At 74.2% G+C, this 17,721-nt stretch carries 17 protein-coding genes; 6 read left to right on the forward strand and 11 right to left on the reverse strand.

Annotated elements, in window-relative coordinates:
* Nucleotides 1–3: 3 nt before the first annotated feature.
* Nucleotides 4–783: an SseB family protein gene (locus ACFZDK_RS16645; RefSeq protein WP_390973090.1), complete on the reverse strand. Its 780-nt coding sequence runs from the start codon at nucleotides 781–783 to the stop codon at nucleotides 4–6.
* A 149-nt stretch (nucleotides 784–932) separates the two neighbouring features.
* Here ACFZDK_RS16645 and ACFZDK_RS16650 point away from each other — a divergent pair, with 149 nt between their 5' ends.
* On the forward strand, nucleotides 933–1,943 hold the full coding sequence (locus ACFZDK_RS16650; RefSeq protein WP_390973092.1) for a serine hydrolase: 1,011 nt from the start codon (nucleotides 933–935) through the stop codon (nucleotides 1,941–1,943).
* 109 nt (nucleotides 1,944–2,052) lie between these two features.
* Here ACFZDK_RS16650 and mycP read toward each other — a convergent pair whose 3' ends face one another.
* Both mycP and ACFZDK_RS16660 read right to left on the reverse strand, forming a co-directional pair.
* Nucleotides 2,053–3,222, reverse strand: a complete 1,170-nt coding sequence (gene mycP, locus ACFZDK_RS16655; protein ID WP_390973094.1) for a type VII secretion-associated serine protease mycosin — start codon at nucleotides 3,220–3,222, stop codon at nucleotides 2,053–2,055.
* Complete coding sequence (locus tag ACFZDK_RS16660; RefSeq protein ID WP_390973096.1) at nucleotides 3,219–3,971, reverse strand: hypothetical protein; 753 nt, start codon at nucleotides 3,969–3,971, stop codon at nucleotides 3,219–3,221. The genes mycP and ACFZDK_RS16660 overlap by 4 nt, the downstream gene beginning before the upstream one ends.
* Before the next feature lie 742 nt (nucleotides 3,972–4,713).
* On the opposite strand from ACFZDK_RS16660, the gene ACFZDK_RS16665 reads away from it, so the two are divergent.
* Both ACFZDK_RS16665 and ACFZDK_RS16670 read left to right on the forward strand, forming a co-directional pair.
* Nucleotides 4,714–5,436, forward strand: a complete 723-nt coding sequence (locus ACFZDK_RS16665) for a hypothetical protein (RefSeq protein WP_390973097.1) — start codon at nucleotides 4,714–4,716, stop codon at nucleotides 5,434–5,436.
* Nucleotides 5,437–6,058: 622 nt separating this feature from the next.
* Nucleotides 6,059–7,261 carry an alanine racemase gene (locus tag ACFZDK_RS16670; RefSeq protein WP_390973099.1) on the forward strand — a complete coding sequence of 401 codons (1,203 nt, stop codon included), beginning with the start codon at nucleotides 6,059–6,061 and terminating at the stop codon, nucleotides 7,259–7,261.
* A gap of 18 nt (nucleotides 7,262–7,279) precedes the next feature.
* Here the strand turns inward: ACFZDK_RS16670 and ACFZDK_RS16675 are convergent, their stop codons facing one another.
* From ACFZDK_RS16675 to ACFZDK_RS16690, 4 genes are read right to left on the reverse strand one after another with little or no spacing between them, the layout of a single operon-like run.
* Complete coding sequence (locus ACFZDK_RS16675; protein WP_390973427.1) at nucleotides 7,280–8,077, reverse strand: DUF2510 domain-containing protein; 798 nt, start codon at nucleotides 8,075–8,077, stop codon at nucleotides 7,280–7,282.
* Nucleotides 8,078–8,116: 39 nt separating this feature from the next.
* Nucleotides 8,117–8,899: a 3-oxoacyl-ACP reductase gene (locus ACFZDK_RS16680; RefSeq protein ID WP_355710942.1), complete on the reverse strand. Its 783-nt coding sequence runs from the start codon at nucleotides 8,897–8,899 to the stop codon at nucleotides 8,117–8,119.
* Nucleotides 8,896–10,275, reverse strand: a complete 1,380-nt coding sequence (locus ACFZDK_RS16685) for an aldehyde dehydrogenase family protein (RefSeq protein WP_390973101.1) — start codon at nucleotides 10,273–10,275, stop codon at nucleotides 8,896–8,898. Before ACFZDK_RS16685 ends, ACFZDK_RS16680 begins: the two co-directional genes overlap by 4 nt.
* 8 nt (nucleotides 10,276–10,283) lie before the next feature.
* Nucleotides 10,284–11,648: a glutamine synthetase family protein gene (locus ACFZDK_RS16690; RefSeq protein WP_390973103.1), complete on the reverse strand. Its 1,365-nt coding sequence runs from the start codon at nucleotides 11,646–11,648 to the stop codon at nucleotides 10,284–10,286.
* A gap of 107 nt (nucleotides 11,649–11,755) precedes the next feature.
* Here ACFZDK_RS16690 and ACFZDK_RS16695 point away from each other — a divergent pair, with 107 nt between their 5' ends.
* Together ACFZDK_RS16695 and ACFZDK_RS16700 are read left to right on the forward strand one after the other, a co-directional pair.
* Nucleotides 11,756–12,490, forward strand: coding sequence for an FCD domain-containing protein (locus ACFZDK_RS16695; RefSeq protein WP_390973105.1), 735 nt, complete (start codon nucleotides 11,756–11,758; stop codon nucleotides 12,488–12,490).
* A 59-nt stretch (nucleotides 12,491–12,549) separates the two neighbouring features.
* Nucleotides 12,550–13,239, forward strand: coding sequence for a gamma-glutamyl-gamma-aminobutyrate hydrolase family protein (locus tag ACFZDK_RS16700; protein ID WP_390973107.1), 690 nt, complete (start codon nucleotides 12,550–12,552; stop codon nucleotides 13,237–13,239).
* On the opposite strand, the gene ACFZDK_RS16705 is transcribed toward ACFZDK_RS16700, so the two are convergent.
* Complete coding sequence (locus tag ACFZDK_RS16705; RefSeq protein WP_390973109.1) at nucleotides 13,223–14,179, reverse strand: aminoglycoside phosphotransferase family protein; 957 nt, start codon at nucleotides 14,177–14,179, stop codon at nucleotides 13,223–13,225. The two genes, ACFZDK_RS16700 and ACFZDK_RS16705, sit on opposite strands and share 17 nt — an antisense overlap.
* 139 nt (nucleotides 14,180–14,318) lie before the next feature.
* Nucleotides 14,319–15,242, reverse strand: a complete 924-nt coding sequence (locus ACFZDK_RS16710; RefSeq protein WP_390973111.1) for a LysR substrate-binding domain-containing protein — start codon at nucleotides 15,240–15,242, stop codon at nucleotides 14,319–14,321.
* A 70-nt stretch (nucleotides 15,243–15,312) separates the two neighbouring features.
* On the opposite strand from ACFZDK_RS16710, the gene ACFZDK_RS16715 reads away from it, so the two are divergent.
* On the forward strand, nucleotides 15,313–16,431 hold the full coding sequence (locus ACFZDK_RS16715; protein WP_390973113.1) for a TDT family transporter: 1,119 nt from the start codon (nucleotides 15,313–15,315) through the stop codon (nucleotides 16,429–16,431).
* Here the strand turns inward: ACFZDK_RS16715 and ACFZDK_RS16720 are convergent.
* Together ACFZDK_RS16720 and ACFZDK_RS16725 are read right to left on the reverse strand one after the other, a co-directional pair.
* Complete coding sequence (locus tag ACFZDK_RS16720) at nucleotides 16,343–17,059, reverse strand: helical backbone metal receptor (RefSeq protein ID WP_390973115.1); 717 nt, start codon at nucleotides 17,057–17,059, stop codon at nucleotides 16,343–16,345. The two genes, ACFZDK_RS16715 and ACFZDK_RS16720, sit on opposite strands and share 89 nt — an antisense overlap.
* Nucleotides 17,059–17,631 carry a helix-turn-helix domain-containing protein gene (locus tag ACFZDK_RS16725; protein ID WP_390973117.1) on the reverse strand — a complete coding sequence of 191 codons (573 nt, stop codon included), beginning with the start codon at nucleotides 17,629–17,631 and terminating at the stop codon, nucleotides 17,059–17,061. The genes ACFZDK_RS16720 and ACFZDK_RS16725 overlap by 1 nt, the downstream gene beginning before the upstream one ends.
* Between the last annotated feature and the right edge of the window lie 90 nt (nucleotides 17,632–17,721).

Genomic DNA, 17,721 nt, shown 5'->3' on the forward strand with positions numbered 1-17,721 from the left:
GACTCACTTCCGCACGTACAAGGGCTCGCCCGGAGGCGTGGTCCCGGCCGGCAGCAGTGCCAGGTCGAGACCGCCCACCAGGCGGGCCCTCAGCGTCTCGTCGGCGGCGAGCCGTTCGGCGACGGCACGGGCGGTCTCGGCGGGCGCCGCGGCCGGGTCGAGGACCAGGGCGAGCGTGCCGTCGGCCGGCCCCGGCCCGAGGTGGGCGCGCAGCACACCGGCCACGGCGGCCACGGCGGCCCGGACGGCCTCGGTCACCGCCGGGTCGGCCAGCGGATCGGCCGTCGTACGCCCCTCGGCGAGGGCCCGCAGCGCGGCCCCCGTCAGCTCGAACGGCACCGGCCCCGACAGGTCGAGCACCACCGTGTCGGCCCTCTCGTGCGCGGCGGCCTGCAGCGCCTGGTGCAGCGGTACGGCGACGGGCCGCGCCGCCGGGTCCCAGCGGGCCAGCGACTCGGTGGAGGTGAAGGCGGGCAGGGCGGTGCGGTGGCCGGCCTTCAGGGTGGGGACGGCCATGTCGCTCGTCTTCTCGTGGCGCAGCCCGCCCTCCCGTCGCCCGCCACCACCCTTCCAACGAGCTTCGCGCCCCTCCTCATCGTCCTCCTCGACCTCGCCGAGCACGGCGACCACCGGCACAAGGAGCCGGGCGCCCTTCAGCGCCTCCAGCACCGGGCCGACGGCGCTCCGGTCCGCGTCCCAGACGGCCAGCGCGGCGGCCAGCCGGGGGTCTGCGGAGCCGTCGTCGTCGGAGAAGCCGGAGTCGGGAATGTTCTTGTTCGCCACGGTCCCCGACCCTATCGGGGGGATGCTGCTGCGGTTGTGCGGCCCCCGAAACCACGTCGACACGGCTTTCACCGGAATCTCAGATTTCCCTGACGGACTTCTAACTTCGGGCTAACGGGGCGCACAGTCCGTGCCTCCAGCATCGCGGCATGGAGTCCCCCAGAGCCGCCTCCGAAGCCCGCCGAAGCCGCCGTCGCACCCGCCCGGCGCGGCGCCGCGCCCTTCTCTACACGAGCCTCGCACTGGTCGCCGCCGTCGGCGGTACGACGGCGGGGACCGTGTACGTGAAGGCGCACGCGCGCGACAACGGAACCGTATCCTCGGCTGCGTCGCCGTCGCCCTCCTCCTCGGCCTCGGCGAACGGGGAGGCATCGGTGGAACCCGTGACGGAGCCGGCCGTGGACCGGGACGCGCTGCTGAGCACGGCGATGGCGAAGGTGACCGTCCCGTCCGGGGCGAAGGTGTCGGCGGCCGTGCTGGACCTGGACTCCGGCGACAGCGCGACCTACGGCGACACGGCCTTCGACACCGCGAGCATCGTCAAGGTCGACATCCTGGCGACGCTGCTGCTGCAGGCGCAGGACGCGGGGCGGCATCTGACGGCGACGGAGAAGGCGTACGCCACGAAGATGATCGAGAACAGCGACAACACGTCGGCGTCGCAGCTGTGGGACATCATCGGCAAGGCGGCGGGGCTGGACGCGGCGAACAAGCGCTTCGGGCTGACGGAGACGGAGGGCGGCGACGGGGCGCTGTGGGGGCTGACCCAGACCACGGCGGCGGACCAGCTCACGCTGCTCCAGCAGGTGTTCGGGGACGACTCGAAACTGAGCGGGGCGTCGCAGTCGTACGTCCAGGGGCTGATGAAGACCGTCGAGTCCGACCAGCGGTGGGGGGTTTCGGCGGCGGCCGACGGATCGGGGTACGCGTTGAAGAACGGGTGGCTGCCACGGAGTACGACGGGGCTGTGGGACGTCAACAGCATCGGTCGGGTGACGGTGGACGGGACCGGGTATCTGGTGGCCGTGCTGTCCAAGGGGACCGTGAGCCAGGCGAAGGGGATAGCGGTGGTGGAGGCGGCTGCGAAGGCGGCGGTGCGGTCGTTTGTCGACGCCGATGCGTCTGCGTCGGCTCCTGCTTCGGCTTCTGCTTCGCAGTAGGGGAAGGGTTCGGAGGTTCGCGGGCGGGTGCGGGTCGGTGGGGGTTGATCGCGCAGTTCCTCCCCCAGCCTTCGGCCGGGGGGACCCCCAGCGCCCCTTGCGGGGCGCTTCAGCTCAGGGCGGTTCGGCGGCGGCCTCGCCACAGGATGACGGCCGCTGCGAGGAGGGCGGTGCCCGCGACGCCTGCCAGGGGGGCGGCCCAGTCGGTGGGGCTGGTCGACTTGTCCTCGGGGTCGGGGCCGGAGCCGAAGTACTTCTTGCCGTAGGACGCCGAGGTCAGGTTCTGGGTCTTGAGCTTGGCGGCCGCCTTGATGGCCGCCGCCGGGTCGATCATGCCGAAGCCGCGGGAGTCGTCGCGGCCGCCGCTCGGGGCGTCGCGGGCGGTGTCCTCCAGGAGCTTCTTGATCTGGGCCGGGGTGAGTCCGGGGTGGGCGGCCTTGATCAGGGCCACGGCACCGGAGACGAAGGCGGAGGCCGCACTGGTCCCCCAGCCCTCGTAGTACTTGTGGTCCGGGTCGGCGATGACGATGTCGTCGCCGGGGGCGCTGACCGTGGCGTACCAGCGGCGGGTGGAGAAGGAGGCGCGGACGCCGAACTTGTCCACGGCGGTGGCCGCGACGACCCCCGGGTAGGCGGCCGGGTAGGAGATGTGGTCGCCCTTGTCGCCGCCGTTGCCGGCCGAGGCGACGACCACGACATCCTTCTTCAGGGCGTACTGGATGGCCTCGTCCTCGCTGGGCTCGGGGTGCGCGGAGTCGGAGTCGTCGCCGAGGGAGAGGTTGATGACGTCGGCGCCGTGGTCGGCGGCCCAGCGGATGCCCTCGGCGAGGGCGTTGCCCCGGGTGGAGCGGGCCTTGGCCCGAGCGCTGTCGCCGTCTTCGAGGATGACCCGGACGGGCAGGATCTTGGCCTCGGGGGCGACCCCCATCACGCCGTCCCCGTTCCCCACGCCGTGGCCGTGACCGGCGATGATGCCGGCCATGGCGGTGCCGTGCCGGGCCCAGTTCCGATTGCCGGGCCCGGCGCCGAAACCGATCATGTCCTTGGCGGCCAGGACGTTGCCGACGAGGTCGGGGTGGTCGGCCTCCACGCCGGTGTCCAGGACCGCGACCGTGATGCCCTTGCCCTTGGTGGTCCGCCAGGCCTCGTCGAGGTGCAGGGCGGACAGGCCCCACTGCTGGGCGCGGATGCTGTCGGCGTACGCGGTGGCGGACGGCAGGAGGGCGAGCGAGCCGGCCAGCAGCAGGCTCAGCGCGGCCCCGGTTGCGCGGCGCTTCATGAGGGCTTCTCCGTTGCCGAGCCGGCGGTGTTCTGACGCAGTCGCCGTTCGATGCGGTCGGCCAGGCCCTGCGCCTCGTTGCCGAGGCCCGCCTGGGCGGCGGCGGTGGTGGCGCCGGACGCCTCGGCGTCGGCGGCGGGCTGCGGGGTGTCGACGGTACGGCCGTCGGCCCAGCCGGAGACGGCGTAGGCGACGACCGGGGCATCGGTGAGCACGGAGATCGTCCAGGACGCGCGCTGGTGCGGGCCGAACCGCTCGGCGGCGGTGCCCTTCGCGGCGTACGGGAGGGGCAGCAGGTCGGTACGGCGGTCCAGGCGTTCGGACTCGAACCGCTTGGCCAGGGCGGTCATCGCGGCCGGGTCGGCCTTCGTGAACAGCAGGCCGACGGTCGTCACATAGCTCTGGGTGGCGTCGGTGTAGGTGGCGCGGATCAGGCGCTGGCAGCCGACGGGGGCGAGCACCTTGCGCAGCAGGGGGTCGAAACCGTCGGCGCAGCCGGTGGCCGGGGCGACGGCGATCCGCGTCCAGGCGCGGTCGGCTCCGCCGGGTCCGGCGCCGGTGCCCAGCACGGTGGGCGGGAACAGTTCGTCGACGGGGACGTCGTGCCACAGGCCCGCCGAGGAGCTGAAGCTGGTCGCCGTGGTCGCGTCGCCGTCGTCGTCGATCATCCAGCTCCCGGTGACCGCGCCGCCGATGAGTCCGAGGCCGAGCACCATGCAGGCGGCGGCAGCGGCGGTACGGGGCGCCACGCGACCGACCAACGACAGCCCCCGCCCTCGCGCGTCGTACCCCTCCGGCTCACCGAACGTCACAACGGGCCGGTCCCGGCCGGGAGTTCCCGCGGACGTGCTCCAGGACATCGCGAGGTCCGGCGCCGGTCCGGCGGCATACGAGGAGGAGGCCGCCGGGTCGTGGGGAGAGGCAGCAGCGGCGGCGGGGTAGGGCGCGGACGCCGGGGGCGTCGCGGGACGGGGCGGGGCACCGGCCGCCGCCGACGACGTCGGCTCGGCCGCCTTCGGACCTGCTGAACCGTCGGTCCCGGCCCCGGAACCGGAGCCGGACGGGGCGCCGACATCCGGGGACCCGACCGGCCGCGGCGGAGCGGCAGGAGCCGGGGCACTTGGCGACCACGATTCGGCACCGACGGCCGGAGAACTCGTGCGCCGCGGCGGAACGTCGGCCGCCGGAGAGTCGGCCGGGGGCGGCGGGGCGTCGGGCGTCGGGGCACCCGTCGGACGTGGCGGAGCGCCCGCCGACGGTGGCTCCGTCGGGCGTGGCGGGGCGGTGGGGGCCGCGGATTTCGCCGGGTGGGAAGGCGGGGCGGTCTTCGGCGGGGTCGTGGGGCGTGGCGGGGCCGTGGGCACCGGGAAGGTCCGCATGTGCGGGCTCCACGCACTGCTCGAGTCCTGCGTCCCACCGAAGGTGGCCGAGTAGTCGCCGCGCTGCCGCTCGAGCCGCCTGGGCCCGGCCGGGGCGGAGGCGTTTCCGTCCGTGTCGCTCGACGGCCCGGCGGCTTCACGCCGCTCGTCCGGCGACTGCTCCGGCTCCGCCGCCGCGCGCAGGGGGCGCAGCGACGCGGTCGAGTCCGACGCGGGCTCCGGCCGCCGGACCGACGGCCCCGAACCGTACGACAGCCGAAACGGCGGCGCGACCCGCCCGGACTCCCGCCCGGAGGCCGGAGCCGACGGCGGCACCCGGGGACCCGCATCCCGCCCGGAAGAGACCGGGGGCACGGACCGGCCGGACTCCCCGCCAGAAGCCGGGACGAACCGCGGCGCGTTACCGCCCACATCCCGCCCCGAAGACACCGGCGGCACCGACCGGCCGGACTCCCCGCCGGCGGTCGGGGTGAACCGCGGCGCGCTGGGGCCCGCGTCCCGTCCCGAAGACACGGGCGGCACAGACCGGCCGGACTCCCCGCCGGCGGTCGGGGTGAACCGCGGCGCGCTGGGGCCCGCGTCCCGTCCCGAGGACACCGGCGGCACGGACCGGCCGGACTCTCCGGACCGGCTGAAGTCCCGGCCGGAGGCCGGGGTGAACGGCGGTGTGTTGCGGGTGGTGTCCCGGCCGGAGGGCGCGGGGGGCGTGGTGCGGGTCGGTTCCGCCGGCGGGGCTGCCGGGGGTGGCGGGGTGTCCGGGAAGCGGGCCGAGGCGGGTGGGGGTGGGAGGGGGGACGCGGTGGTCGTGGGCTGGGGCGGGCGGAAGCTGGGGTAGCGGGGGCGGGTGATGTGTTCGGTGGGCGTCGAGCGGCCGGCCGGCCGATCCCCCGTACCTCGTTCGCCCTGCCCCACCGCACCGCCCCGACTCGTCCGGTCCTCACGACTCTGCTGCACGCCGGGCCGCCCCGGCAGCTGGTCCTGCCCGGTGGCGTCGGCGCCACCGGTGGATACGTCGGACCGGTGCGACCAGTTCATTCGGCTGGGCTGCTCGAAGAACCCCGGCCTGTCGGACCGGCCGGACGCTGCGGCGCCGGCCCCGTCCGCGGTCGGCGCGGGCGCGTCCGTGGGCTCCGTCGGGGCGGAGTCGGGCGAAGGGCGTCGAGGGATCGGGGCGTGCCGCGCTTCCCTGCTCATGCGCCCCCCGTTTCCTCGTGCCCGGGCCAACTCGTCGTACGGGCCGTCGTGCTCCCCGGCGCGGAGAAGTCCGCCCCGGGCACGCATACCCGTACACGCGGATCCGCATCCCGGCGCGGGTCAGGCGGCCGGGGTCGGTCCGTCGTACGTGCGCGTCACTCTACGGGTTGTGCGACGGCAAACGGGAACCAGTCCACGGCCTCGGGGCATCTGCCCGTATCGTCCCCCTACCCTGCGGTAATCCTGTCTGGCAGGCTGCGGTCATGACTGCGCGCGCCGCCGACCGGGCCCGTTACGACCGGGCCACCGCCCACCTGGACGCCCCTCTCGCGATCGTGGATCTGGAGGCATTCGACGCCAACGCGGACGATCTCGTGCGCCGGGCCGGCGGCAAGCCGATCCGGGTCGCGAGCAAGTCCGTGCGCTGCCGGCACCTGCTGGAACGGGTGCTCGCGAAGGACGGCTTCGCGGGGATCATGTCGTTCACGCTCGCGGAGTCGCTGTGGCTGGCCCGGTCCGGGTTCGAGGACATCCTGCTGGCCTATCCGTCCGCCGACCGGGCCCGGTTCGCCGAGCTGGCCGCCGATCCCAAGCTCGCCGCCGCCGTGACGGTGATGATCGACGACCCGGCTCACCTCGACCTGATCGACGCGGCCCGCGACGGCGGGACCGAAGTGGTGCGGGTCTGCCTGGAGTTGGACACCTCCCTGAAGCTGCTCGGGGGCCGGGTGCGGGTCGGGGCCCTGCGTTCGCCGCTGTACTCCCCCGCCCAGCTCGCCGACCTGGCGCGGACCGTGGCCCGGCGGCCGGGCTTCAAGCTGGTCGGGATCATGGGGTACGAGGGGCACATCGCCGGGGTCGGGGACGCGGTCGCCGGCCGGCCGCTGCGCTCGCGCGCGGTGCGGCTGATGCAGGCCACCGCGCGCCGTGAGCTGGCGGAGCGGCGCGGCGAGGTGGTGCGGGCGGTCCGGGCGGTGGCGCCGGACCTGGAGTTCGTCAACGGCGGCGGCACGGGCAGTGTGCAGACCACGGCGGCGGAGGACGCGGTCACCGAGATCGCGGCGGGCTCGGGCCTGTACGTGCCGCGGCTCTTCGACAACTACACGTCGTTCACCGGCCGTCCGGCCGCGCTCTTCGCCATGCCGGTGGTCCGGCGGCCGGGTGTCGGGGTGGTGACCGTCCTCGGCGGCGGCTATCCGGCCTCGGGCGTCGCGGGCCCGGACCGGCTGCCGGTGCCGTACCTGCCGGAGGGGCTGTCGTACGACTCGCAGGAGGGTCCCGGCGAGGTGCAGACCCCGTTGCTCGGTTCGGCGGCGGACGACCTGCTGATCGGCGACCGGGTGTGGTTCCGGCATGCCAAGGCGGGCGAGCTGTGCGAGCGGTTCGCCGAGCTGCATCTGGTCGAGGGCGACCGGGTGACGGCGACCGTGCCGACGTACCGGGGCGAGGGCCAGACCTTCCTCTGACCGTCTTCTTCGCGGCGTCTAGCGGGCCGGGCGGATGCCCTTCGTGATCTCGTCCATGTCGGAGAGCGGCGGCCCGCCCGGGCCCGCGTCGAGGACGATCCGGACGACGACCGGGGCCGGGATGCCGGAGTCGGAGGGGAAGGCGAGGGACTGGACGTAGCCGCCGGGTCCGTCGGCCGTCCGTACCCGCCAGCGCACCAGGTATCCGTCGTGTCCGGCGACCGCCACCCGCCCGGCCTTGACGACCTGGTGGGAGCGGATGCCGCCGTAGGGTTGCCGGCCGTCGGCGTCGTGCCCGTAGGCCGTCTCGGCCGCGTCGGGTACGTCCCGTTCGGCGACGGTGCGCGGCGAGCTGCCCTCGGCGCTGCCCGCCGTACGGCTGAGGACCTGGCCGTGGCGGCACCGGCCGGTGGCGGCCGGGCAGGTGTAGGTCCCGTCGGTGGTCATCACGACGTCGTCCTCGGCGAGGGAGGACGTGCCGGTCCAGCCGGGCGGCACGGGCAGGGCGATGTCGTTGAGCCGGTCGACCACCAGGGACGGGGGCGGCGGGGCGGCGGGGGCGCCGTCGATCCGGGTGTCGCGGCCGCCGGCCACGTCCGTACGGAGGACCGTCCCGCCCGCGACGATGGCCGTGGCCAGCACCGCCCCGGCGGATATCAGCGCGACCGCCTTGGCCCGGCCGGACGCCCCGGCCGCCGGGGTCGGCGGCGCGGGGAGGCCGGACGGGGTGCGTCGGTGCTCGGTCCAGGCGCGTCCGTCCCACCAGCGCTCCAGGTGCGGAGCCTGCGGGTCGGAGTACCAGCCGGGCGGCGACATGCTCACTCCCGCACTGTAGGACGGGAGTTGGCGCGGCTCCTACAGGGGTGTGACGTAGGCCCCGGAGATCCCGCCGTCGACGAGGAAGTCGCTGGCGTTGACGAAGGAGGAGTCGTCGCTGGCCAGGAAGGCGACGGCGGCGGCGATCTCCTCGGCCTCGGCGAACCGGCCGAGCGGGATGTGCACCAGCCGGCGGGCGGCCCGCTCGGGGTCCTTCGCGAACAGCTCCTGCAACAGGGGGGTGTTGACCGGTCCGGGGCACAGCGCGTTGACGCGGATGCCCTCCCGGGCGAACTGCACGCCCAGTTCCCGGGACATGGCCAGAACGCCACCCTTGGACGCGGTGTAGGAGATCTGGCTGGTGGCCGCGCCCATCCTCGCCACGAAGGACGCGGTGTTGATGATGGAGCCCTTGCCCTGCTGCCGCATGTAGGGGATGGCGGCCTTGCAGCACAGGTAGACGGAGGTGAGGTTGACCTCCTGGACGCGCTTCCACGCCTCCAGTCCGGTCTCCAGGATGGAGTCGTCGTCGGGCGGCGAGATACCGGCGTTGTTGAAGGCGATGTCGACGCTGCCATAGGTGTCGAAGGCGGTCTTGAACAGCGCCTCGACCTGCTCGGCGTCGGTGACGTCGACCTTCACGAAGATCCCGCCGACCTCCTCGGCGGCGGCCTTGCCGCGGGCCTCGTCGACGTCGCCGCAGACGACGTGGGCGCCCTCGGAGGCGAGCCGCCGCGCGGTGGCGAGGCCGATGCCGCTGCCGGCTCCGGTGATGACGGCCGTACGGCCGACCAGGCGTCGGCAAACTGGGGTGTCGGTCACTGTGCGGAGCCCTCCGTGCTGATGAAGACGTTCTTGGTTTCGGTGAAGGCGGTGAGGGCGTCCGGGCCGAGTTCACGGCCGATCCCCGACTGCTTGAAGCCGCCGAAGGGGGTCCAGTAGCGGACGCTGGAGTGGGAGTTGACGGACAGGTTGCCGGCCTTGACGGCCTGCGAGACACGCAGCGCGCGGCCGACGTCCCGGGTCCAGATGGAGCCGGAGAGGCCGTACTCGGTGCCGTTGGCGAGCCGGACGGCCTCGGCCTCGTCGTCGAAGGGGATGACGGCGGCGACCGGTCCGAAGACCTCCTCGACGGCCACCCGCGCGTGCGGGTCGACGCCGGTGAGGACGGTCGGCGGGAACCAGAAGCCGGGGCCCTCGGGGGCCTTGCCCCGGATGCCCGGCGCGTCGGCGTCGACGTACGAGCGGACCCGCTCCAGCTGGGCCCGGGAGATCAGCGGGCCCATGTCGGTGGTCTCGTCGGCCGGGTCGCCGACGGTGACGGACTCGATGGCGGGGGCGAGGAGTTCCAGGAAGCGGTCGTAGACCGGGCGTTGGACGAGGATGCGGGTGCGGGCGCAGCAGTCCTGTCCGGAGTTGTCCAGGAAGGACATGGGGGCGGCGGCCGCGGCGGCCTCCAGGTCGGCGTCGGCGAAGACGAGGTTGGGGCTCTTGCCGCCGAGTTCGAGGGTCACCCGCTTCACCTGGTCGGCACAGAGCGCCATGATGCGCTTGCCGACCCGGGTGGAGCCGGTGAACACGATCTTGGCGACGCCCGGGTGCCGCACGAGCGCCTCGCCCGCGATGTCGCCGCGCCCGGGCAGCACCTGGAAGAGGTGCTCGGGCAGGCCCGCCTCCAGGGCGAGTTCGGCGAGGCGGAGGGCGGTGAGGGGGGTGGTCTCGGCGGGCTTGAGGACCACCGCGTTGCCCGCGGCCAGCGCGGGGGCGGTACCCCAGGCCGCGATGGGCAGCGGGAAGTTCCAGGGGGCGATCACGCCGACCACCCCGAGGGGTTCGAGGAGGGTGACGTCGAGGCCGCCCGGGACCGGGATCTGGCGGCCGGTCAGGCGCTCCACTCCCCCGGCCGCGTAGTCGAGCAGGTCGCGGACGTTGCCGGCCTCCCAGCGGGCGTTGCCGACGGTGTGCCCGGCCTCCCGGACCTCCAGCCTGGCCAGTTCCTCCCGGTGTTCGTCGACGACGACGGCGAAACGGCGCAACAGCCGGGCCCGGTCGCCGGGTCCGAGCGCGGCCCACCGCTCCTGGGCGTGCGCGGCCCGTCGTACGGCGGTGTCCACGTCCTGCTCCACGGCTCCCGGGACGGTCGCGATCACCTCCTCCGTGGCCGGGTTGAGGACGTCGAGTTCGTACGGTTGCGACAAGTGGTGCCTCACATGCGTTCGAAGGAGCGGCGCAGCTCCCAGTCGGTCACCGCGGCGTCGAAGGCCTCCAGTTCGACGCGGGCCATGTTGCGGTAGTGCGCGACGACCTCGTCGCCGAAGGCGGCCCTGGCGATGGGGCTGTTCTCCCAGAGCTCGGCGGCCTCGCGGAGCGTGGTCGGGACGTGGGCGAAGTCGGCGGTGTAGGCGTTGCCGGGGCAGGCCTCGGGCAGTTCCAGCTTCTGCTCGATGCCGTACAGCCCGGCCGCGACCAGTCCCGCGACGGCGAGGTGCGGGTTGACGTCGCCGCCGGGCAGGCGGTTCTCGAAGCGCAGGGAGCGGCCGTGGCCGACGACCCTGAGCGCGCAGGTGCGGTTGTCGTTCCCCCAGGCGACGGCGGTCGGGGCGAAGGAGCCCGGCTGGAACCGCTTGTAGCTGTTGATGTTGGGGGCGTAGAGGAGGGAGAAGTCGCGGAGGGCGGCGAGCTGTCCGGCGAGGAAGTGCCGCATCACGTCGGACATGCCGGGTCCGTCGGGGGCGGCGAAGACGTTGTGGCCGTCCGCGTCCGTCAACGACAGGTGGATGTGGCAGGAGTTGCCCTCCCGCTCGTTGTACTTGGCCATGAAGGTGAGGGAGACGCCCTCCTGGGCGGCGATCTCCTTGGCGCCGGTCTTGTAGACGGCGTGCTGGTCGCAGGTGACCAGGGCCTCGTCGTAGCGGAAGGCGATCTCGTGCTGCCCGGGGTTGCACTCGCCCTTGGCGGACTCGACGGTCAGTCCGGCCGCCGCCATCTCGTTGCGGATCCGGCGGAGCAGCGGCTCGATCCGCCCCGTCCCCAGCACCGAGTAGTCGATGTTGTACTGGTTGGCCGGGGTCAGCCCCCGGTAGTTCGCGTCCCAGGCCGCCTCGTAGGTGTCCTTGAACACGATGAACTCCAGCTCCGTACCGACCTGTGCGGTGTAGCCGAGTTCGGCGAGGCGCTCCAGCTGGCGGCGGAGGATCTGGCGGGGCGCGGCGACGACCGGGGAGCCGTCGTTCCAGGCGAGGTCGGCGACGAGCAGGGCGGTGCCCGCGTTCCAGGGCACACGGCGGAGGGTGGACAGGTCGGGGCGCATCGCGAAGTCGCCGTACCCGCGGTCCCAGGAGGACATCGCGTACCCGTCGACGGTGTTCATCTCGGTGTCGACGGCGAGGAGGTAGTTGCAGCCCTCGGTGCCGTGGTGCAGGACCTCGTCCAGGAAGAAGCGGGCGGAGAACCGCTTGCCCTGCAGTCGCCCTTGCATGTCGGGGAAGGCGAGGACGACAGTGTCGATCTCACCGCTCGCGACGAGGGCGTGCAGTTCCTCGATGCTCAGCGGGGGTGTGCGGTCTGCCACGGGGGAGCTCCTTCGGCTTCTTTCACGAGGGTGCCGTGCTTCTGCGGCCGGGGCGGGGGCTCTAAGGTATTGGTGAGAACCATTGCTTGGGAAGGGGGTACGGCCATATGTCGCTGGACGCGGACGGCGCCCTCGACGACCCGTTGACTCCGGTGCTGCGACCGGTGCGGGCGGGCAACGGCTTCGAGGAGGCACTGGAGCAGATCCTCCAGGTGGTCCGGCTGGGGCTGGTCCCGGGCGGCGAACGGCTGCCCGCCGAGCGGGAGCTGGCGGAGCGGCTGGGAATCAGCCGGGTGACGCTGCGCGAGGTGCTCAAGGTGCTCCAGGACCAGGGTCTGGTGGAGTCCCGGCGCGGGCGGTACGGCGGCACGTTCGTGCTGCCGCGCGCGGACGCGGGCGGCGAGGACGAGCTGCGGCGCCGGATCACCGAGGTGGACATCGAGGACGTGCTGCGCTTCCGGGAAGTGCTTGAGGTGGGCGCGGCCGGGCTGTGCGCGGCGCACGGTCTGACCGGCGAGCAGGCGGGCCGCCTCCGCGAGGCCCTCGCCCGCACCCACGAGGCCCCGCTCGCGGACTACCGCCGCCTGGACACCCTCCTCCACCTCACGATCGCCGAGCTGTGCGGCTCCCCCTCGCTCACCGCCCAGTACGCGGCGGTACGGGCGACGGTCAACGACCTCCTCGACTGCATCCCGCTCCTGGTGCGCAACCTGGAGCACTCCCAGCGCCAGCACATCGCGCTGGTGGAGGCGGTGCTGGACGGGGACGCGGACGGCGCCCGGGAGATGATGCGGGAGCACTGCGCGGGGACGGCGGCGCTGCTGCGGGGCTTTCTGGCGTAACGGCCCATCGGCGTGTCATAAAGGTACGCACGAACACCTTTGTGACACGGGAGGGGCCCATGACCGGACGGCCGCTGATCGGCGTGAGCACGTATCTGGAGGCCGGTGCCCGCTGGGGTGCCTGGGAGCTGGAGGCGGCCCTGCTGCCGGCCGGCTATCCGCGCCTGGTCCAGCGGGCCGGCGGCCTCGCGGCCCTGCTGCCCCCGGACGATCCCGGGCTCGCGGCGGCGACGGTGGCCCGGCTGGACGGCCTGGTGATCGCGGGCGGCCCGGACGTCGAGCCGGTCCGCTACGGCGCCGAGCCCGACCCCCGCACCGGCCGCCCGGCCCGCGCCCGGGACGCCTGGGAGCTGGCCCTGATCGACGCGGCGCTGGCGGCGGGGATACCACTGCTCGGCATCTGCCGCGGCATGCAGCTGCTGAACGTCGCCCTGGGCGGCACCCTCGTCCAGCACATCGACGGCCACGCGGAGGTCCCCGGCGTCTTCGGCAGCCACCCGGTCAAGCCGGTCCCCGGAACCCTGTACGCCGGGACGGTCCCTGACGAGACCTCCGTCCCCACCTTCCACCACCAGGCCGTGGACCGCCTCGGCGAGGGCCTGCTGGCCTCCGCGCACGCCACGGACGACGGCACGATCGAGGCGATCGAGCTCCCCGCCGACCGCGGCTGGGTCCTCGGCGTCCAGTGGCATCCGGAGATGGGCGAGGACCTGCGGGTCATGCGCGCCCTGGTCACAGCCGCGTCCTGAGCCACTCCAGCGCCGCGTCGCCCTGCGCGCGCTGGAACGCGCGCAGGGTGGGCAGGCCGGGCGGCGCGGGCCGCACCGAGTGCTCCAGGAAGAACCCGGCGAGCGCGGCCAGCGCCGCGGTGACGGCGTCGCGGTCGGCCTCCCGGCCGAGCGGATGCGCGCCGAACACCTCCTCCGGGTCCGGCCCGCCCTGAGCCCGCACACACGGCAGCATCACCAGCAGGTCGAACCACGGCGCGGCCCGCACGGCATGCGGCCAGTCCACGAAGACGACTCCCCCGTCCGCCGTCAGCAGCATGTTGTCGGCGCGCAGGTCGGCATGGGCGAGGGTGTCCCCGCCGACGGCCCCGGGCCAGGGCTCGGCGAGACGAACCAGGTCGTCCAGGCGGGAGACGGTCCAGCCGTCGAGCCGACCGACGGCTCCGTCCGGGCCCTCGACGAGCCTGCGCCAGCCGTCGAAGGTGTCCGCGAGGTGCTCGGCGGCGGGCGGGGCCTCGACGGGGGACGGCGTGAGCGTACGACCGAGGGTGCCGACGGCGTCGAGGACGCGCCGCAGCTCGTCCGCCCGCCACGGGATGTGCGGCTGACGCCCGTCCACCTCCTCGAAGACCAGCGCCACCCAGGTGCCGTCGTCATAGCTGCCGAGCAGGCGAGGCGCAGGCACGGCAGCCGGCAGGGCAGCGGCGTTCCGCGCCTCCGCGCGGTGCAGAGCGGGGCTGTCCGCGTTGACCTCGGCACTGACCGCCTTCACGAACCCGGTGCGATGTCCGGCGGTACGGATCCTCGCGGCGACACCCGGCGAGAACCCTCCGGCCTGGGTGACGGCATGCACGACCGGCCCACCGCCGAGCAACTCGGCAACAGCGTCACGGACCGGCCCCGGCAGAGCTTCCCAGGGCGTACGGGCACCTTCGGCGGGCGGGGCGACGGGAAGGGTCATGAGGGGATGGTGGAGCCGCCTCACCGCCCACCGCCACGCATTTTTCACCCCACCACCGACCACCCGCCCCCCCCCTTCGCCCCCGGCTTTCCCGCCTCGGCCTCTCAACCGACCGAGTCGGGTGGTGGGTGGGCGGCGATCACCCCCGGGTCAGGGACAGCAGCTCTCGGGCCGGGCCCGTCGGGCGGTGCCCCGTCGGCCAGACCGCGCGGAGGTCGCGGCGGAGTGCGACGCCCTCTACCGGGATGCTCACCAGTCGCCGCATGGCGAGTTCCTCCCCGACGGCCAGTTCGCTCAGTACCGCAGGGCCCGCGCCGCTGACCGCCGAGGCCTTGACCGCGGTGGTCGACGAGAGTTCGATCAGCGGGCGGGCGAGGCCGCCCAGCGCGACGTCGAGGACCTGGCGGGTCCCGGATCCGCGTTCGCGGAGGATGAGGGGGGTGGCGGCCAACTCCTCGGCGGCGAGCGGGCGTCGGCGGCGGGCCCACGGGTGGGCGGGGGCGACGACGACGATCAGCCGGTCATGGGCGATCACCGCGGAGTCCAGGCCCGGCGGGACGGTCAGCCCCTCCACGAAGCCCAGGTCAGCCTCGTCGGCGAGCAGCCGTTCGGCCACCGCCGCCGAGTTGCCCGCGAGCAGGGACACCGCCGTGTCGGGGCGCTGGGCGCGCAGCGCGAGCAGCCAGCCCGGCAGGAGGTACTCGGCGATGGTCATGCTCGCCGCGACCCGCAGCCGGGAGTCCCGCCGGTGCCGCAGCGCCTGCGTCCCCGCGTCGAAGGCCTCCGCCGCCTCCACCACCCGCCGCGCCCAGTCGGTCACCAGCGCCCCGGACTCGGTGAGCCGGGAGCCGCGCGGCGAGCGGTCGACGAGGGCCACGCCCAGTTGCCGTTCCATCGACCGGATCCGGCTGCTGGCCGCCGGCTGGGTGATGCCGACCTCCCGCGCCGCCGCCCCGAGGCTGCCCAGCCGCGCCACCGCCAGCAGCAGCTCCAGCGCCCCGAGATCCGGCACCCGGTGCGCCAGCGTGCCACCACCACCCGCCCGTTCCTCCGCCTGGCTCATAAGACCAGCTTATGCCCCCATAGAACAGCACTCCCTGGTCGCGGGCGCGGGTCGGCGGGACCGTGGAGCCATGGTCACCGCAGTCCGGTATCTCGGCCCCAACTGGTACGCCTCCGTCATGGGCACCGCGGCCCTCGCCCTCGGCGGTGCCGCGCTCGGTGGCGGCGGCCCGCGGGAGCTGTTCGTCGGCCTCTGGGTGCTGTCCCTGCTGCAGCTTCTGGTCCTGCTGGTCGCCCGCGCCCTGCACTGGACCTACCACCGCGACCAGGCCCTCACCCATCTGCGTGATCCGGCGGTCGCCCCCTTCTACGGCTGCCTCTCGATGGCGCTGCTGGCCGTCGGCGGCGGTGCGCTCGCGCTCGGGCGGGACTGGATCGGCGAGCCGGCGGCCGTCGTCCTCGACGCCGTGCTGTTCGTCGCCGGTACGGCCGTCGGGCTGACGGCCGCCGTCGCCGTGCCGTACCTGCTGGCCGTACGCCATCGGGTCGAGCCCGGTCAGGCCACCCCGGCGTGGCTGCTGCCGCTGGTCGCGCCGATGGTGTCGGCGGCGCTCGGGCCGCAGCTCGTACCGCATCTGCCGGCGGGGCAGCCGCGCGAGACCCTGCTGTTCGCGTGCGTGGCGATGTTCGGGATGAGCCTGCTGGTCACCCTGCTGATGCTGACCCTGGTCTTCGCCCGGCTGGTCACCCGCGGCCCGCTCCCGCCGGCGCTCACCCCGACGATCCTGCTGGTGCTGGGGCCGCTCGGGCAGTCGACCACGGCGGTGGGCGTGTTCGCGGACCTCGCGCCCGGGGTCGTACCGGCCCCCTACGCGGCCGGTTTCGGCCTGCTCGCCGTGCTCTACGGCGTTCCGGTGATGGGCTTCGCGCTGCTGTGGCTGGCGCTGGCGGTCGCGCATGTGGTGCGGGCCCGGCGGCACGGTATGCGGTTCGCGATGACCTGGTGGTCGTTCACCTTCCCGGTGGGCACCTGTGTCACCGGCGCGGCCGCCCTCGCCCGGCACACCGGCCTCGCCGCCTACGACGGGCTGGCGGTCGGCCTGTACGGCCTGCTGGTGGCCGGCTGGCTCGCGGCGGCGTCCGGCACCGTGCGCGGCCTGCTCAGCGGCGAGCTGCTCGCAGCGCCCCGGCCAGCGCCCGCGGCGCCGTCGCCAGCGACGGTCCGTACCACGTCAGGTGCCGTCCGCTGACCAGCGCGCAGGGCAGTCCGGGGAACGCCTCCGGGCCGTCGTCGCTGGTGAAGCGGTAGGGCTCGTCCGGGAGGACGACCAGGCCGGGGGAGGCGTCGTTCAGCTCCGCGACCGGCACACGGGGGTAGCGCTCGGCGTGGGTGGCGTACATGTTCGTGAAGCCGAGCCGGTGCAGGACGTCGCCGGCGAAGGTGTCCCGGCCGAGGACCATCCAGGGGCGTCGCCAGATGGGTACGACCACCGTCGTACGAGGGCCGGGCACCGGTGCCGACCAGGCCGCCTCGGCCTCCGCGAGCCAGCGGGGGCGGGGGTCCGCGCCGCAGGCGGCCAGCACCCGGGCCAGTTCCCGGAAGGCCTGGGGCACCTCCCGTACCTCCGTGACCAGCACCTTCACCCCGGCCGCGCGCAGCGCGTCGAGGTCGGGGGCGCGGTTCTCCTCCTCGTTGGCGATCACCAGGTCGGGGGCGAGGGCGAGGATCCGGTCGAGGTCGGGGTTCTTGGTGCCGCCGACACGGGGGACGTCGAGGTCGGCCGGATGGCTGCACCAGTCGGTCGCGCCGACCAGCACTCCCGGCGCGGACACGGCCACCGTCTCGGTGAGCGACGGGACCAGGGAGACCACCCGCATCAGCGCTGACGGTCCTGGACCGCCTCGATGTGTTCCGCCACCGCCACCACGATCACCCTGGTGTCCGGGACCGTCGCCCGCCAGCGGTGGCGGACCCCGCCGGTGAGGTAGAGGGTGTCGCCGCGGCCGAGGCGGTAGGCGCGGCCCTCGGCCTCGATCTCCACCGCGCCGTCGGCGACGTACATCAACTCGTCGTTGCGATGCTGGAATTCGCGGCCGGCGTCGTGGTCGCCGGTGAACTCCGAGGCGTGCAGCTGGTGGTGACCGCGGACCAGGGAGCGCACCCGGGGGGCGAAGTCCGGCTCGGTGGCGTCGTCGGCGCGTACGACGTCCACGCTGCACGCCGGGTCGGCGGCGGCGAGGAGTTCGACGGCGGTGGTGCGCAGGGCGTCGGCGAGCTTCTCCAGGGAGGTGCGGCTGGGGCGGGCCCTGTCGTTCTCGATCTGGCTCAGGAAGGGCACCGACAGGCCGCTGCGCTCGGCCACGACGGCGAGGGTGAGCTCCAGCGAGCGGCGGCGCCGTCGCACTGCCGCGCCCACCCGCACGGGCTGCTGGTCTTTGTGGTCGCCCATCGCTCCGGCTCCCTCCTTCGCTCGTCGTTCCGTCCCTCGGGTGTCCGGCGGCGGCCGGGCCCCTCCTGAGGGGTTCTCTGCACCCTACGC

Origin of the sequence: Streptomyces sp. NPDC007901, from assembly GCF_042959465.1 — a bacterium.
Taxonomy (GTDB): domain Bacteria; phylum Actinomycetota; class Actinomycetes; order Streptomycetales; family Streptomycetaceae; genus Streptomyces.

Coding starts and splice junctions, on each gene's coding strand:
- ACFZDK_RS16650 (WP_390973092.1), top strand. CDS start 933: ATGGAGTCCCCCAGAGCCGCCTCCGAAGCCCGCCGAAGCCGCCGTCGC.
- mycP (WP_390973094.1), bottom strand. CDS start 3,222: ATGAAGCGCCGCGCAACCGGGGCCGCGCTGAGCCTGCTGCTGGCCGGC.
- ACFZDK_RS16670 (WP_390973099.1), top strand. CDS start 6,059: ATGACTGCGCGCGCCGCCGACCGGGCCCGTTACGACCGGGCCACCGCC.
- ACFZDK_RS16675 (WP_390973427.1), bottom strand. CDS start 8,077: ATGTCGCCGCCCGGCTGGTACTCCGACCCGCAGGCTCCGCACCTGGAG.
- ACFZDK_RS16695 (WP_390973105.1), top strand. CDS start 11,756: ATGTCGCTGGACGCGGACGGCGCCCTCGACGACCCGTTGACTCCGGTG.
- ACFZDK_RS16700 (WP_390973107.1), top strand. CDS start 12,550: ATGACCGGACGGCCGCTGATCGGCGTGAGCACGTATCTGGAGGCCGGT.
- ACFZDK_RS16705 (WP_390973109.1), bottom strand. CDS start 14,179: ATGACCCTTCCCGTCGCCCCGCCCGCCGAAGGTGCCCGTACGCCCTGG.
- ACFZDK_RS16710 (WP_390973111.1), bottom strand. CDS start 15,242: ATGAGCCAGGCGGAGGAACGGGCGGGTGGTGGTGGCACGCTGGCGCAC.
- ACFZDK_RS16715 (WP_390973113.1), top strand. CDS start 15,313: ATGGTCACCGCAGTCCGGTATCTCGGCCCCAACTGGTACGCCTCCGTC.
- ACFZDK_RS16720 (WP_390973115.1), bottom strand. CDS start 17,059: ATGCGGGTGGTCTCCCTGGTCCCGTCGCTCACCGAGACGGTGGCCGTG.
- ACFZDK_RS16725 (WP_390973117.1), bottom strand. CDS start 17,631: ATGGGCGACCACAAAGACCAGCAGCCCGTGCGGGTGGGCGCGGCAGTG.